Source organism: Psychroflexus salarius (assembly GCF_900129035.1).
Classification (GTDB): Bacteria; Bacteroidota; Bacteroidia; order Flavobacteriales; family Flavobacteriaceae; genus Psychroflexus; species Psychroflexus salarius.
In genome coordinates this window covers 147,728-164,006 of sequence record NZ_FQTW01000003.1, presented here as the reverse complement: position 1 = coordinate 164,006, position 16,279 = coordinate 147,728, and the positions used below count along the sequence as shown (strand labels likewise).

Genomic DNA, 16,279 nt, shown 5'->3' with positions numbered 1-16,279 from the left:
AAACTAATTAGATGCACTAAATTTACTTATCGCTGCTTTAATCCGTTGTTCGGTTTCTTGTTGACCAATTGCTGCGGCAATATTAAAAATACTTGGTCCTTGCATGGCACCGACTAATGCTAAGCGCAATGGTTGCATTACTTTCCCAAAACCTAAGTCATGATCGTTAATCCATTTTTTTACAGCTTGTTCTAAACCTTCTTCTGTAAATGGCTTTTGAGTTGAAATAACATCATCGTATAATTGGCGCATTAGTTCAGATGTACCGGATTTCCAAGCTTTTTTAGAAGCTTTTGCGTCGTACGTTTCTGGCGCTTGAAAATAAAAGTGTGATAATTCCCAAAAATCACTTACAAAAATAGCTCGTTCACGAATGGTAGCCACAACATGCTCGATGTAAGGAATGCCAACTTCAATCCCTTTTTGATTTAAAATGGTTTTATATTGGTTGACTAAAGCATTTATTGGAGCTTTTTGTAAATAATGTTGCTGAAACCATTTCAACTTTTCAGGATCAAATTTTGCTCCACCTTTATGAACTCTAGTCAAATCAAAGGCTTCAATAAGTTCCTTTAAATTATAAAATTCTTTATCGGTTCCATCATTCCAACCTAATAAAGCTAAGGTATTTACTAAAGTTTCTGATAGATAACCGTCTTCTCGATAACCTTTTGAAGTTTCACCAGATTTTGGGTCGTTCCATTCTAATGGAAAAACAGGAATACCTAACTTGTCGCCATCGCGTTTACTTAACTTCCCTTTTCCGTTGGGTTTTAAAATCAATGGCAGGTGCGCAAATTTTGGTGGTTCCCAACCAAAAGCTTCATAAAGTGAAACATGAAGTGGAAGCGAAGGCAACCATTCTTCTCCTCGAATAACATGTGTTATTTCCATTAAGTGATCATCTACAATATTAGCTAAGTGATAAGTTGGTAAACCATCACTTTTAAATAATATTTTATCATCTAGAACAGCTGTATCAACTTCAATTAAACCTCTAATAACATCTTTCAAGTGTAAATGACGACTTACTGAGGTTTTAAATCTAATAACATAATCGTCTCCTCGTTCCAGACGCTCATCTAATTCGGTTTTGGATAAGTTTAATGAATTATTAAGTGATTGGCGTGTTTGAGGTCCATAAGCAAATTTTTCTCCTTTAGCTTCAGCTTGTTGGCGTAGTTGATTTAATTGTTCTGGTGTATCAAACGCATAATAAGCTTTACCATGTTCAATAAGTTGATTCACATATTTAACATAAATATCTTTGCGTTCGCTTTGTTTGTATGGACCAAAATTTCCTTCTTTTCCTGGACCTTCATCATAAGGAATACCAGCCCAATTTAAACTTTCAATGATGTAGTTTTCGGCACCTTCAACAAAACGGTTTTGGTCAGTATCTTCAATACGCAAAATAAATTTACCGTCGTTTTTCTTAGCAAATAAATAATTGTAAAGTGCAGTTCTTAAACCACCAATATGTAATGGTCCTGTTGGACTAGGAGCAAATCTTACGCGAACACTTGTAGACATATTTCTATTTTTTGACAAAGATAAAATTAATTAAGGGTTTACAGAAAACAGTACAAAGCATTAAGTTTGAATATTAAGTTTTTAATGTGTAATTGAGTTTAATGTTTTTAAATCTGCTTTGCTTGTTAAAACACAATTAACCACATCATTAACATTCGCATTTTTAATACCTTAGCAAATTATTGATTTATCAAAATGCAGCATTACCAACAAATTGAACATAAACTCGCGCAGTTTATTAAAAAATACTACTACAACCAGTTAATTAAAGGTAGTATTATAAGCTTAGGTTCTATTTTAGCGCTAAGTATTTTAATAGCTGCTGTAGAATATTTTTTATGGCTAAACTCGACTGGTCGTTTAATTTTACTCATAGTTGGCTGTTTTATTATGGTAGCTATTTTAAGCCTGTTTGTTATTAAGCCGATTTTAAAACTGACTAAAATTTCGAAAGGAATTGATTTTTATAGCGCTTCTAACTTAATAGGTCAACACTTTAAAGAAGTTGATGATAAACTCACAAATATTCTTCAATTAAAAGAACAAGGCGCTTCAAATGAATTTATCATTGCTAGTATCGAGCAAAAGTCTAAAGAAATTAAGTCTGTTCCTTTTCAAATGGCTGTTAACTTCAACTATAATTTGAAGTATCTGCGTTTTGCGATTATTCCGCTGCTAATTATTGTAGCGATTTGGGTTTCAGGGCAAGGTCAGTTTTTTTCAGATTCTTATTTCCGCATGGCCAATTATCAAAAAGAATTTGAGCCGCCAGCACCGTTTCAGTTTCATATTTTAAACGATAGCTTAGAAGCGATTGCTGGAAGCGATTTTACCATTAAGGCTATAACGCATGGTGAAATTGCTCCTGAACAAATTAGTATTCATCTTAATGATGAAAAATTTAGTTTAGAGCAACTGGCTGATGGAAGTCATATTTTTAATTTACAAAACTTAACAGAAACAACTGAATTTTACTTAAGCGCCAATAAAATTAAATCTAGAACTTACAAGATTTCATTATTACAAACGCCACAGTTAAAAGGCTTAAACTTACAGTTGAAGTTTCCATCTTATATTAAACGCCCAGCTTCTAATATAAAAGGTACAGGAAACCTTACCATACCTGAAGGCACAATGGTTAGTTGGCAAATTTCAACTGCACACACTAGCCAAGTCAATTTATTGAGCGATACAGAAAAAGTAAGTTTTCAAGATGAAGATGGTATTTTTAGCCATCAACAAAAAATATTTCAAAACCTTAATTACCAACTCAGTATTTCAAATGCTTTGTTTTCAAATTTTGAAAAACTAAGTTATCAAATTAAAGTAGTTAAAGATGAATATCCTCAGCTTAAGCTTCAAACTAAGCAAGATACCATCAATCAACAACAACGTTATTTTTTTGCAAAGTTAAGTGACGATTATGGCTTAACAAAAGCCGAAATTGAAATTACAAATACAAAAACCGATTCAAGTTTTACCCAACCGATTTCAATTGCAAAAAATTCATTTGCAACCTTTAATTATGCCGTTCCTAATCCAGAATTAAACTTCAAACCTGGTTTTACTTATCGTTATGTTTTCAAGGTTTATGATAATGACGCAGTCAATGGTCAAAAAAGTTCTCAATCTGAAATATTTTACTTTAATAAACCAAGCCAAGCCGAAGCTAAAAAAGATAATTTAAAGCAACAACAAGAAGCTATAAACCAGATAAATCAATCACTTTCTAAAAACAAAGCAGCCGAGAAAGAACTGTCAGATTTAAAGCAAATAAGCAAAGAAAAGCAGCAATTAAATTATACTGATAAGCAAAAGCTAAAACGTTTTGTTGAGCGCCAAAAACAACAAATGGCCTTGATGAAATCTTATTCAAAAAAATTAGAAAAACAACTTAAAGATTTTGACAGCAAAAACCAAGATAAAAATGAACTTGAAGAGCGCTTAAAGCAAAACCAAGAACAAATAGAACAAAACAAAAAGTTGTTAGATGAGCTACAAAAACTTCAAGAAAAAATTGATCAAGAAAACTTAGATGATGCGCTAGATGAGTTTGATAAAGAGCAGAAAAAACAAGAACAAAATTTAGAGCAACTATTAGAGCTAACCAAACGCTTTTATGTAGAAGAAAAGCAAAAGCAATTAGCAGACGAACTGAAATCTCTTGCTGAGAAACAAGAAAACTTAGCAAAAAGCAAAGAAAATTCATCAGAAAAACAAAAAGACTTAAGTCAAGACTTTAAAGAACTGCAAGATGAAATTAAGCAACTAAAAGAAGAAAATGAAGACTTAGAAAAGCCGATGGATATTGGCAGCGATAAGTTTTTGGAAGAGAATATTAAAACAGATCAGAACACAGCAGAAGAAAAACTATCTGAATCTGAAGAAAACAAGGATAATAAGCAGCAATCTAAACAGAAAGCACAAAAAGCACAGCAAAACGCGGCCAAGCAAATGCGTCAGTTATCCAAAAAAATGCAACAGCAAATGATGGCAGGTGGTATGAAACAGCAGCAGGAAGATGCCGAAATGCTTAAACAAATTTTAGATAACCTTATTGTGTATTCTATTGAGCAAGAAAAATTGATGAACGATTTCTCTAGACTTACTAATAAAAACCCATTATTTGCCTCGAAATTAAGGCGTCAGGCAGAATTACGAGAAAACTTTAAACATGTTGATGATAGTTTATTTGAGTTAGCAAAGCGCAATATGATGATTACGGCTTTAGTTAACAATGCTATTGAAGACATTAAATTTAATACCAAAAAAACCTTAGAAAACCTTGCTGAAAATAAAATAGATCGTGGTATGAGCTATCAGCAATATATCATGAAAGATGCTAATCAATTAGCAAATCTATTAAGTCAATCCCTAGATCAAATGCAACAACAAATGAGTGGTTCTGGACAAGGTCAAGGTGGCAAGCCAAAACCTGGACAAGGCCAAGGTTCAGGACAACAATTGTCTGATATAATTAAATCTCATGATGAACTTTCAAAAGCCATGAAACAAGGCCAACAAAAAGGTCAAAAATCTGGCGGAAAGAAAAAAGGTCAAAAAGCCGATAAAGGTGGAGAAAAAAGTGGAGGTGAAGGGCAAAGCGATACTTCAGGACAGAATGAACAAAATGGTAAAAACGGTAAACCTCAATCTAATCAGAAAAGTAGTGATAAAGGACAAACTGGAAAAAATGCTGATTCAAATGGAAATGCAGATGAAATTTATCGCATCTTCAAACAACAACAAAAATTAAGACAACAACTTGAAGATCGTATTCAGCAATTAGGTTTAGATGCCAATACTAACGCACTTGATAAAAGTTTAAATGAACTTGAACAAGAATTACTCATGAAGGGTTTTACTAACAAACTACTTCAGAAAATGGAATCGGTTAAACACCAGCTCTTAAAACTTGAAGAAGCGGCTAATAAACAAGGTAAAGAAGAGCAGCGCCAAGCTGAAACCAACACAAAAACTTTTAACAGCAATCAAGAAAATTGGATTGAAAAATCTAAAGAATATTTTAATTCAACTGAATTATTAAACCGCCAACAATTACCTTTGCAACCTAAATTTAAATTGCTTATTGAGCAATACTTCAAACTAACAAATGATTAATTTTGAATCTCAAAACGGTTTTAAACTCGACAATCCTAAAGCATATATGCAGTGGATAGAATGCGTAGTGAACAGTGAAAATTTCAATCTACAAGAATTACAGTTTGTGTTCTGTAATGATGATTATTTACTAAAGATTAATCAGCAGTTTTTAAACCATAACACATTAACTGATATAATTACATTTGACCAAAGTTTGGGGCAAAGCATTTCAGCAGAAATATATATCAGCTCAGAACGTGTTGCAGAAAATGCAAAGACCTATGAAGTGAATTTTAATGATGAATTAAAACGTGTCATGATTCACGGCGTACTACATTGCATGAAATATGGCGATAAGACTGAAGAAGAGCAATTAAAAATGCGTAAAAAGGAAAACGAAAAAATACAAATGTTCCACGTGGAACAAAACTAATTTTTATGTTTGAACATGAATATGATGTAATCGTGGTTGGTGGTGGCCACGCCGGAAGCGAAGCCGCAGCTAGTGCTGCAAACATGGGTTGTAAAACATTACTTATCACCATGAACTTACAAAACATTGCACAAATGTCCTGTAATCCAGCTATGGGTGGTATTGCAAAAGGACAAATCTTAAGAGAAATTGATGCTATGGGCGGTTATAGCGGTATAGTCTCTGATACAAGTGCAATTCAATTTAAAATGCTCAACAAATCAAAAGGTCCAGCCATGTGGAGTCCTCGTGTGCAAAGTGACCGAATGTTATTTGCTGAACACTGGAGATTAAAATTAGAACAAACCAAAAATCTTGATTTTTATCAAGAAATGGTTGCTGGTTTATTAATCAAAAATAATAAAATTGCAGGTGTAAAAACCTCTCTTGGATTAGAAGTAAAATCTAAAGCTGTTGTCTTAACTAACGGCACTTTTTTAAATGGTTTAATTCATATTGGTGAGAAAAACTTTGGTGGTGGTAGAGCAGGAGAGCGCGCTTCTACAGGCATAACAAAAGATTTAATTGACTTAGGCTTTGAAGCAGGTAGAATGAAAACCGGAACGCCGCCAAGAGTCGATGGGCGTTCATTAGATTTCTCAAAAATGATAGAACAAGCAGGTGATGAAGAGCCAGATAAATTTTCATATTCAAACGAAACAAAACCCTTAACAAAACAACGCTCATGCCACATGACTTACACTTCGCCTGAAGTTCATAATTTGTTAAGAGAAGGATTTGATCGTTCTCCAATGTTTAACGGTGCCATTGAAAGTGCTGGCCCTAGGTATTGCCCAAGTATTGAAGATAAAATTCATCGGTTTGCAACTAAAGATCGGCATCAAATTTTTGTTGAACCTGAAGGATGGAATACTGTTGAATATTATGTCAATGGATTTTCAACATCCCTACCTGAAGACATTCAATTTAAAGCATTAAGGTCAGTTGAAGGTTTCGAAAAAGTGAAATTCTTTAGACCTGGATACGCTATTGAATACGATTACTTTCCACCAACTCAACTTAAACATAGCTTAGAAACTAAACTGGTAGATCATCTCTATTTTGCTGGACAAATTAATGGTACCACAGGATATGAAGAAGCAGCCTCACAAGGATTAATGGCAGGAATTAATGCAGCATTAAAACTACAAGAAAAAGAAGAATTCATTTTACAACGAAATGAAGCCTACATTGGTGTTTTAATAGACGACTTAATTACTAAAGGAACAGAAGAACCCTATAGAATGTTTACGTCAAGAGCTGAATATAGAACATTGTTACGCCAGGATAATGCCGATTTCAGATTAACTCAACGCGCCTATGAATTAGGTTTAGCTTCAAAGGAACGATACAATATCATGTGTGAAAAGAAAGAAAAATCTGAGAAATTTGTAAAGTTCTTTGAAGATGAAAGTGTAACCACTAGTGAAATGAATCCGATATTAGAATCAAAAAATTCTAAGCCAATAAAACAACAAGGTAAAATGTTTAAAATATTTGCACGTCCTAATGTTACAATGAAGGATATGTTGCAAATAGATAAAGTCAAATCTTATGTAGAAGAAAATAACATTAGCAAAAGCGTTTTAGAACAAGTAGAAATACAAGTCAAATATTCAGGTTACATTGATAAAGAAAAACAAAATGCTGACAAATTAAATAGATTAGAAAATATAAAAATCCCACATAATTTTGACTATTCTGTTTTAAAATCCATGTCATTCGAGGCAAGGGAAAAATTAAATAAGATTAAGCCCAGAACCATTTCGCAGGCATCACGAGTTAGTGGTGTAAATCCAAGTGATATTTCTGTGCTTTTAGTTCATATGGGACGATAATGTTTCACGTGGAACAATTAACAAGATGAAAATAACTGATTGGGCGCATTCAAAGAAAGAATTTGAACTTAAGAAAATTGGTAAAGGTGTATACAGACTTTCTAATATTCCTCAAGACCTTGAAGCCTACTACAACTTCAAAGATTATATTTCACACCAAAATGAAAAGAAGACACTAACAGAAAAGATTTATCAGTTTGTTAAAAAATTCATGTTCGGTAGGAAGTTAAAAGTTATACAACAACATACCAATAAAAAAAACTTAAGAATTTTAGATTATGGATGTGGCGTTGGTGAGTTTGTTAGCTATTTAAAAAATAAAAGACACGAAGCAGAAGGCTTTGAGCCTAATGAGAAAGCAAGAAGAGTAGCGCTAGAAAATGGTGTGAAATTAATCGATACCTTATCTAAAGAAAATAAATATGATGTCATTTGTCTGTATCATGTTTTAGAACATATCGAGGACTTAGACAAAAAACTTAAACAATTACACCAACAATTAAATGATAAAGGGATTTTAATTGTCGCTGTTCCTAATCACGATGCTTACGATGCCAAACATTACAAAACATTTTGGGCGGCTTGGGATGTACCTCGACATATTTGGCATTTTAATAAAATTGGATTAAAAAACACAATAGAATCATACTCATTTAAGTTAATAAAAACAATGCCTCTGTGGTTTGATGCATTATATATTTCAATGGTATCTGAAACTTTCAAAAATTCAAGCCGATTAAAGGGATTATTGATTGGCGTAATATCAAACCTTAAAGCACTCCTTACAAAAAACTACTCTTCAAATCAATTTGTGTTTAAAAAAGTAAAATAAACGCATATATCATGCTTATTATACTTGTGTATACTTTTTTATTTAAAAAGTAAAAAGTTGCTTTAGACGTCAACTATAGGCTCTGATTTTGATAGGTAAAAACAATTTAATATTAACTTTTGATAGTAAATGATAATGATTTTTTCGGTATAAAAATTATGATACCTTTGGCATAAAATTATACACATGAAAAAAATAATTCTTTCAGTTTTTACAATTGCAACTTTATGGTCTTGTCAACAAGATAAAACAGCCTATGTCAATAACTCTAAATTGATACAAGACTACAGCAAAATGAAAAGAACAGAAGCTGAGTTTAAGGAGAAAAACGATGCTTTGTCTTCAGAATTAGATTCAGTTGCTATGGCATTTCAGCAAGAAGTACAAAAGTTTCAATCTGAAATGGAATCAATGTCAAAGTCTAAGAGAGAAAGCGAACAAAACCGCTTGATGCAAAAACAACAACAGCTACAACAGCAACAGCAGCAAAAAAGCCAAATGCTGCGTCAAGAAAGTGATAAAGCTATTAATGCCATCATTGATGATGTAAAAGACTATGTTGCAGATTATGGTAAAGAAAATGGATATACCTACATTTTTGGCTCTAATGAATCTGCTAACATTATGTACGCTAAAAAAGGTTTAGACTTAACTGATGAAATCTTAAGAGAATTAAACAAAAAAGATTCTTTAGCTCAAGAAAAATAGTTTGATTGAAAAGATTTTAAAAAAACTAGCTTCGGCTAGTTTTTTTTATGCAAAAACCTTGTGAGTTGAAACGATAAATCTGTAAAAATCATCTTAGCATTACCGTTACGTTCAATATGGTAAATAGCATCAGAAATCGCATTAAAAATAGGCTGAATATTAGCACCAGTTATAAAAGTTGAAAAGGCTTCAAACTTAAACTTTTTATCATTAGGCTTTAAAAATACTAAGTCATTTGCTTTGTAATTATGCAACAATGCTTGTCTAAAAAATTGTAAGCAGTATTCTAAAAAACGCTTTTGTAGTTCTCTAGTTTGCTTAGCAAGTTCTTCAGACCAATTGACTAAATCATCAACAACTGCTTTGTTTCCTTTAGCTCTAAATGCAGAACGTACCCAAGATATAAACCAATCTTCAAATTGTAATTCGTCTTCATTATGATAAGCGAGGTGTAAAGCTCTAACAAAATCTCCATCGGCTTGATGCGCGATTGATTTTGCTAAATGCGATTCAATAGATTGTTCAATTAAAGCATCAGCTATAACAGACTCACTTAATGGCGGAAAATTAAGTAATTGACAACGCGATTTAATTGTATCAATAATTTGATCAGGATTCGAAGTTGTTAATATAAAAAAAGTGTCCTTTGGTGGTTCTTCAATTAACTTCAATAATTTATTTGAAGCTTCACGATTCATTAAATCAGCACACCAAATAATCATCACTTTTACGCCACCAGAAAAGGATTTTAAACTTAAGGTCTTTAAAATTTCCTCTGCTTGAGTTACTTTAATTAAACCTTGTTTCTTTTCAATCCCAATATGCTGATACCAATCAAATAAATTTTGGTAAGGTGATTGTCTAATAAAACTTCGCCAATCTTCAAGAAATTCTTGACTTGTCGGTTTCTTAGAGGAGCTCTCTGTGACATTCACAGGATAAACAAAATGTACATCAGGATGTTCAAGAATAGAAGTATGATAAGACTTTTTTCCAGCAAAGGTTACTAAATGCTCTGCAAAAGCTAGAGCTAATGGTAAAACACCATAACCATGCTCACCTATGAATAATTGAGCGTGAGCAACACGTTGTTTCTCTACAGTAGTTTTCAGGTGATTTTTAAGATGGTCGAGCCCAAGTACATCATCATAATTCATACGGCTAAAATATCAAAATAAAAACCGAAAGTAAAGCTCAACTACAAAAAAAGAATAATTACTTACCTTTGAAATTCAATAAATGAAATCATCATGAAAACAACAGAAGACTTTAATTTTAAAGACAAAAAAGCCATCATAAGAGTAGATTTTAACGTGCCACTTAACGCACAATTTGAAGTCACCGATGATAGTAGAATTGTAGCTGCTAAACCAACAATTATTAAAGTGTTAGAAGATGGCGGATCGGCTATTTTAATGTCGCACTTAGGCAGACCTAAAGGCAAAGAAGATAAATTTTCTCTCAGTCACATTGTTAAAAAAGTAACAGAAGTCATTGGCGTTAGCGTAAAATTTGTGAATGATTGCGTTGGTGAAGAAGTAGAAGAAGCAGTTAAAAATTTAAAAAATGGTGAAATTCTTTTGCTTGAAAATCTAAGATTTCACGAAGAGGAGAAAGCAGGAAATGAAGCCTTTGCTCAAAAACTGTCTACTTATGCAGATGTCTATATCAATGATGCATTTGGCACTGCACATCGCGCCCATGCATCTACCACTGTCATTGCACAATTTTTTGAAGACAAAATAGTTGGAAAACTACTTCAAAAAGAAATTGAAAGCTTAGATAAAGTTCTACATTCAAAAGAAAAACCGGTTACTGCGGTAATTGGTGGTGCAAAAGTGTCATCCAAAATTACAGTGATTGAAAATATTTTACCAAGAGTAGACCATTTGATTATCGGTGGCGGAATGAGTTTTACATTCATAAAAGCAAAAGGCGGAAAAATAGGTAACTCATTAGTTGAAGACGATAAACAAGAACTAGCTTTAGAAATACTAAAAAAAGCCGAAGCACAAAATGTACAAGTTCATTTACCAGTTGATGTTATTGCTGTAAAAGAATTTGATAACGATGCAGAACAAATAACAGAACCAATCGATCAAATAACTGATGACAGAATGGGATTAGACGCTGGTCCGCAATCAAGAAGTAACTTTGCTGAAGTTATTAAAGCATCTAAAATAATTTTATGGAACGGACCTTTAGGAGTTTTTGAAATGGAAAACTTTGCTAAAGGAACCATAGCTTTAGGTGAAGCCATTGGTGAAGCAACTAAAAACGGTGCATTTTCGCTTGTAGGTGGTGGCGATAGTGTTGCTGCTGCAAAACAATTTGGACTCGCTGAACAAATGAGTTATGTCTCGACTGGTGGTGGTGCCATGCTTGAAATGTTAGAAGGTAAATCTTTACCTGGTATTAAAGCGCTACAATAGACTTCAACTAATTTTCAAACATTAAAAAAGCCCTCAACTTTTGGTTGAGGGCTTTTTATTTAGTAAATCACAAATCTACTTCAATTTCTTAATGCCTAAAAAAGCGCCCACGGCCATCGCTAGTGGAATTAAAAAATGAATCGGTGCCGCTGGCGTGTCACTCACTGTGTCTTCAAATCCAATGGCATCTTCTAATCCTTGTGCATTAACTTGAGTGGCCAATAAAACCATCATTATTAGTAATGCATATTTATAAGTATGTCTCATGTTTTTTTGTTTTGAATTACTTCTTGATGATTTTCTTGCTCACTTTCCCGGCTGAGGTTTCTAGCTCAACCACATAAACACCTGAGGCTAATCGACTCACATCAACTTGAGATTGCGTGGTTGTTAGCACCTCTTGACCTAAAGTATTGAAAACTTGAACTGAATTGATCTCAACTGACGCTGGTAATTCAATTTGTAATTGATTTACCACTGGATTAGGATACAAACGAACTTGTCCGGCATCAAAGTTTTGATTATTTAAAGGCACTTCTTCAAAACTTAAATGAAAACGATTTTGATCGATACTCTCTGGCACATTAGCATCAACTGTAAAGTCATAAGTTGTGCTTTCCGTTAACTCGGTTTGTGTATTTAAATAGTTGTCATTTAAGTAAACCTTAAGCGTTTCAGGCTGATTCCCTAAGTTGAAGGTTAAGCTGTAAGCCGTATCTTCATAGTTCATCATCAATAAATCAATTTGATGGCCATCAGTTGGGATGTTTTGCTTATCAATCGATTTAAAACCATTGTTCACAATCGCGTAGTTTTCACCTGGATTGGCTAATTTGCTGGCATCTTCATCACTACCAATCGTGGTATAGTTTTCATTAAAACGTAAACCAATGGCATCGCTTTCCATCTCACCGTTTTGTAAAGCTGAAGCTTTGTATAAACGCGAGTTGATATAAAAGTTAGTATAGGTACTAAAAATACCGACTTGAGTTTGACCTGTGGCTTTATCAGCTTCTTCAAACGTAATTGATCCGTTACCAGTAGCATTATTTTGCACAAAAAAGGCTTGACCTGGTGCAATGTATTGCGAGGCATCAGAGCTACTTGGACTTGGAGCTGTGATATTTCCAGTAGAAACTTGAACGGTCACATAACCGCCATTGCCATTAGACCCAGCAACAGAAGCATCCCAAACATAGATAAAATCTGTAAGATTAGATTTAGTTACCGAAGCAAAGTCAACCACAGCTTGATAAGGATTACCAACAAAACTATAGTTATCAGCTGCAGAGGCTAAAGTTGGTGAATAACTTCCTGTATGCATTGTACCCGAAGCACTTAAAGTCGTTGCAGTCGCTGAAGCTTCATTATTAGTTAAGTCGATGGTTCGGTCACCACGCACCATTAAGCGGTAAGGCGTTCCTGCTGAAATCACATCACTGGTTGAAGTGACGGCTTGCCAAGATTGAGGTTCTCCACCAACCACTTGTGGATCTAAACTATTATCAAAAGTAAAAAGTGATGGGTTATCAGTACTTGTAGCGTCAAAACCATTGGTAACGCCACCAGAACCCGTAATATGCGTGTCCTGTTGCCAGGCATTGGCAAAAGTTTGACCACCAACCGAAGAGCTTAATAAACGAAAAGCACGCTTGGCTGGAATAAAACGCTCAACGGTAATATCTCCAGTGATGCTACCAGTAAAGTTTGCTAGCTGTGCTGTGCTAGTACCATTACTCTTAAAGGTAAAAGTACCGTTATTATCAATATCACCTGAAAGGGTTAAAACTGAATTTTCAATATCAAGTGATGCGCCACTTTCTATGGTTATAGACCGTAAGCTCGTGTCTGAAGTTAAAGAAGTTGAACCAGTTTTAACCATAACATCTTTTGCGGTCTGTGTAACTCCATCGGGATTGCTTGGTGTCCAAGAATTATCATAAACATAGTAAAATGGATAATTTCTGAAACTAGTAAAAGTTACATTTGCACTTCCTGGATTTCCAGAAGCTATTCCATCTCCATAAGCTTCATCAGATAGAAAACCATTACCACCATTCATATAAACAACGATAAACTCAAAACTATCACTTGAAGTTAAACCAATTTCTGACCAATCAAAACTGAAGGTAAATGAAGCATCACTTGGTGTAAGTGGTTGACCAACAGGACTCAAGTAAGTAAGACCATTATTTCCAATTGTACCAGTTGCAGGTATAGAATATAAACCACCAAAAACGTTACTATATACTCCTATTGCGTGAGTAGCTTCAAAACCAGAAGGGAAATTAATATCTGATGCATCAACACCTGCCGAAGAAATTGCTCTTCTATTATCATCATTTTGGTCGTTAACATCAGCATCAATTATTGAACGTCCTGACGCACCAGTTGAAATGTAAATAACCATCACATCATTAAAATCGCCAGCACCTTTTGTAAAAGTTCCTGTTATTGTGGTACCATCATCATCAAATTCTAAAGTACTTCCGCCAATTGGACCAGCAAAGCCTGAGTTTCCATTTCCTGAATAAGTAGTTTGACTAAATCCATAAAAGCTTACAATCAAGCTTAATAAAAGTAATAAGTGTTTCATATCTATTGATTTAAGTTAATGTTAATATAAAGTAAAGAAAAGAAGAACTAAAAACAAAAAATTGAGGCATTACGAAAACGTTATCGTAGAATTAATTTAACAAAAAATTAATATTATAAGGCTTTTATCTGCTTTTTAATAATTGATACTATTTATAATTAGTAAATCTATAAATTATAAAGCCTAACTGATATTTATAACTAAAACCTATTTCGTAATTTAAGTAGAAAGAAATCGAATTTGAGTATTTATTAGCATCTTTGTGCTTTTAAAAACATGGCTAAACAAACTATTTATAAAACTGAACGTTTAAAGTCAAGAAAAGCCATTGACCGCTTGTTTAGTCAACGGCAATTTAACAAGGCTTTTCCTTTAAAGTTACAATACGAAATCACGACTAATACACATCATCAATTTGCTGTAGTTGTGCCAAAACGCTTACATAAACATGCTGTTGACCGCAATAAAATTAAAAGACAAATACGTGAGGCTTTTCGTTTACAGAAACATGAACTTCAACAAAAGGTACATTTTAATATGATGTTTATTTATACATCACCTCAACAGCTTCAATTTGAGCAGATTTTTAAGGCGGTTAAACGCCATATTTCATTCTTAAATCAATTAAAGTCATGAAAAAAACATTTATCATATTCAGCCTCATTTCAATTCTAGGTTTGAGCTTGTTCAGTTTTAAATCTATTAAAAACGACTTCTTTGAAATTGCCAAACAAATTGAAATCTTCACGAATTTGTATAAAGAAATTAATATGAATTATGTAGATGAAGTAAATCCTGCTGAATTGATGGACACCGCTATAACAGCAATGTTAGCAGATTTAGATCCGTACACGGTTTATTACAATGAACAAGAAGTGCAGAATGGTAAATTAAACTATGCAGCAAATTTTTCGGGGATTGGTATTCAAGTCGATGTATTTAGTGACCAACTCTTGGTTAAATCGGTTAAAAAAAATAGCCCTGCAAACCAAAGTGGACTCCAAATTGGTGATGAAATTATTCAAATTAATCAAGTACGCATTGACCAATACCAAGATGACGCGGGAACTTTGTTAAAAGGAAAGCCTGGTAGCAAAGTAAAACTAACTATTAAACGAAATAACAGCACAAAAACACTACAAATTACCCGTGAACGCGATAAAAAAATAGCGGTTCCATTTTATAAGTTAGTCGATCAATCTGGTTATATAGTGTTATCACAATTTAGCCGTTCAGCTTCTGATGAAGTTATTGAGGCTTTTGCTGATTTAAAGGAACAAGGCGCAACTTCTATTATTCTTGATTTACGAAATAATCCTGGCGGTTTACTTTCTGAAGCCATCAATATTGTAAATATTTTTGTAGAAAAAGGCACTACTATTGTCACGACAAAATCGATTATCGAAAAGTATAATCGCACTTATGTTACTCAAAATCGTGCTCTAGATACCCAAATTCCGGTCGCTGTTTTAATCAACTCTAGCAGTGCTTCGGCTAGTGAAATTGTCTCTGGTAGCCTTCAAGATTTAGATCGTGGTGTTATTATTGGGCATCGCAGTTTTGGTAAAGGCTTGGTTCAAAGACCTAAACCGCTCAATTATGGTACGCAAGCTAAAATTACCATTTCACGCTATTATACACCAAGTGGTAGAAGTATTCAAGCTTTAGATTATATTGATGGCGAAGCAGTTAGAAAAACAGAAGATACCTACCAAAAATTTACAACCAAAAATGGTCGTGATGTATTTAGCGGTGGCGGTGTAATGCCAGATGTGTTATTAAACCAAGACCAACAGTCTGCTTTTGTAAAAGATTTGGTTAATAAAAATCAAATCTTCAATTTTATTTTAAAACAATCTAAAGCAGAAATGAGTTTAGATGAAATTGCTCAGATGAATTTAGTAAAAGATTTTAAGTCTTATTTAAATGATGTCGATTTTAACTATCAAACCAAAACTGAAGTACAATTACAACAACTAAAAACTTCAGCTGAAAATGAAGCTATTTTACAAGAAATTAATCGTCAAATTGAAGATTTAGAAGACCAACTAGCTTCAATAGAAGATGATTTACTTCAACAATCAGCTGAAGCGATAGAATTGTTATTACATCAAGAATTGGTAAAACATCAATATTTTGAAGAAGGCGTTTATCAATATCATGTAAAGTATGGCGAAACTGTTAAAACAGCGGTTGACCTGTTGAATAACACCAAGAAATACCAAAGCACTTTAAAGCCTTAAAGATTAAATTTTCATCTAGACC

At 33.5% G+C, this 16,279-nt stretch carries 12 protein-coding genes; 8 read left to right on the top strand and 4 right to left on the bottom strand.

Features of this window, described 5'->3' with window-relative positions; all coding sequences use genetic code 11:
• Positions 1-3: 3 nt before the first annotated feature.
• Complete coding sequence (gltX, locus tag BUB82_RS05435) at positions 4-1,533, bottom strand: glutamate--tRNA ligase (protein ID WP_073192593.1); 1,530 nt, start codon at positions 1,531-1,533, stop codon at positions 4-6.
• Positions 1,534-1,728: 195 nt separating this feature from the next.
• Between gltX and BUB82_RS05430 the strand changes: the two genes are divergently transcribed.
• The 5 genes from BUB82_RS05430 (at position 1,729) to BUB82_RS05410 (ending at position 8,986) form a co-directional block, all read left to right on the top strand.
• Positions 1,729-5,154 (top strand): DUF4175 family protein, encoded by a 3,426-nt coding sequence (locus tag BUB82_RS05430; RefSeq protein ID WP_073192592.1) that lies wholly within the window; start codon positions 1,729-1,731, stop codon positions 5,152-5,154.
• Positions 5,147-5,569: an rRNA maturation RNase YbeY gene (gene ybeY, locus BUB82_RS05425; RefSeq protein WP_073192591.1), complete on the top strand. Its 423-nt coding sequence runs from the start codon at positions 5,147-5,149 to the stop codon at positions 5,567-5,569. Before BUB82_RS05430 ends, ybeY begins: the two co-directional genes overlap by 8 nt.
• A gap of 5 nt (positions 5,570-5,574) precedes the next feature.
• Positions 5,575-7,446 (top strand): tRNA uridine-5-carboxymethylaminomethyl(34) synthesis enzyme MnmG, encoded by a 1,872-nt coding sequence (gene mnmG / locus BUB82_RS05420; RefSeq protein ID WP_073192590.1) that lies wholly within the window; start codon positions 5,575-5,577, stop codon positions 7,444-7,446.
• A gap of 25 nt (positions 7,447-7,471) precedes the next feature.
• Entirely contained in the window at positions 7,472-8,278 is an 807-nt protein-coding gene (locus BUB82_RS05415) for a class I SAM-dependent methyltransferase (RefSeq protein WP_073192589.1), read from the top strand.
• 186 nt (positions 8,279-8,464) lie between these two features.
• Positions 8,465-8,986 (top strand): OmpH/Skp family outer membrane protein, encoded by a 522-nt coding sequence (locus BUB82_RS05410; protein WP_073192588.1) that lies wholly within the window; start codon positions 8,465-8,467, stop codon positions 8,984-8,986.
• 35 nt (positions 8,987-9,021) lie between these two features.
• Here BUB82_RS05410 and BUB82_RS05405 read toward each other — a convergent pair whose 3' ends face one another.
• The gene (locus BUB82_RS05405; protein ID WP_073192587.1) at positions 9,022-10,143 is read right to left on the bottom strand and encodes a DNA polymerase III subunit; all 1,122 of its coding nucleotides are present in this window, start codon (positions 10,141-10,143) and stop codon (positions 9,022-9,024) included.
• A gap of 93 nt (positions 10,144-10,236) precedes the next feature.
• Between BUB82_RS05405 and BUB82_RS05400 the strand changes: the two genes are divergently transcribed.
• Positions 10,237-11,418 carry a phosphoglycerate kinase gene (locus BUB82_RS05400; RefSeq protein WP_073192586.1) on the top strand — a complete coding sequence of 394 codons (1,182 nt, stop codon included), beginning with the start codon at positions 10,237-10,239 and terminating at the stop codon, positions 11,416-11,418.
• Positions 11,419-11,493: 75 nt separating this feature from the next.
• Here BUB82_RS05400 and BUB82_RS05395 read toward each other — a convergent pair whose 3' ends face one another.
• Positions 11,494-11,685, bottom strand: coding sequence for a hypothetical protein (locus tag BUB82_RS05395; RefSeq protein WP_073192585.1), 192 nt, complete (start codon positions 11,683-11,685; stop codon positions 11,494-11,496).
• Positions 11,686-11,701: 16 nt separating this feature from the next.
• Entirely contained in the window at positions 11,702-14,014 is a 2,313-nt protein-coding gene (locus tag BUB82_RS05390) for a T9SS type A sorting domain-containing protein (RefSeq protein WP_073192584.1), read from the bottom strand.
• A 276-nt stretch (positions 14,015-14,290) separates the two neighbouring features.
• Between BUB82_RS05390 and rnpA the strand changes: the two genes are divergently transcribed.
• A complete protein-coding gene (gene rnpA, locus BUB82_RS05385) occupies positions 14,291-14,650 on the top strand; it encodes a ribonuclease P protein component (protein WP_073192583.1) in 360 nt (119 codons plus the stop codon).
• Positions 14,647-16,257: a S41 family peptidase gene (locus BUB82_RS05380; protein ID WP_073192582.1), complete on the top strand. Its 1,611-nt coding sequence runs from the start codon at positions 14,647-14,649 to the stop codon at positions 16,255-16,257. The genes rnpA and BUB82_RS05380 overlap by 4 nt, the downstream gene beginning before the upstream one ends.
• Positions 16,258-16,279 lie beyond the last annotated feature (22 nt).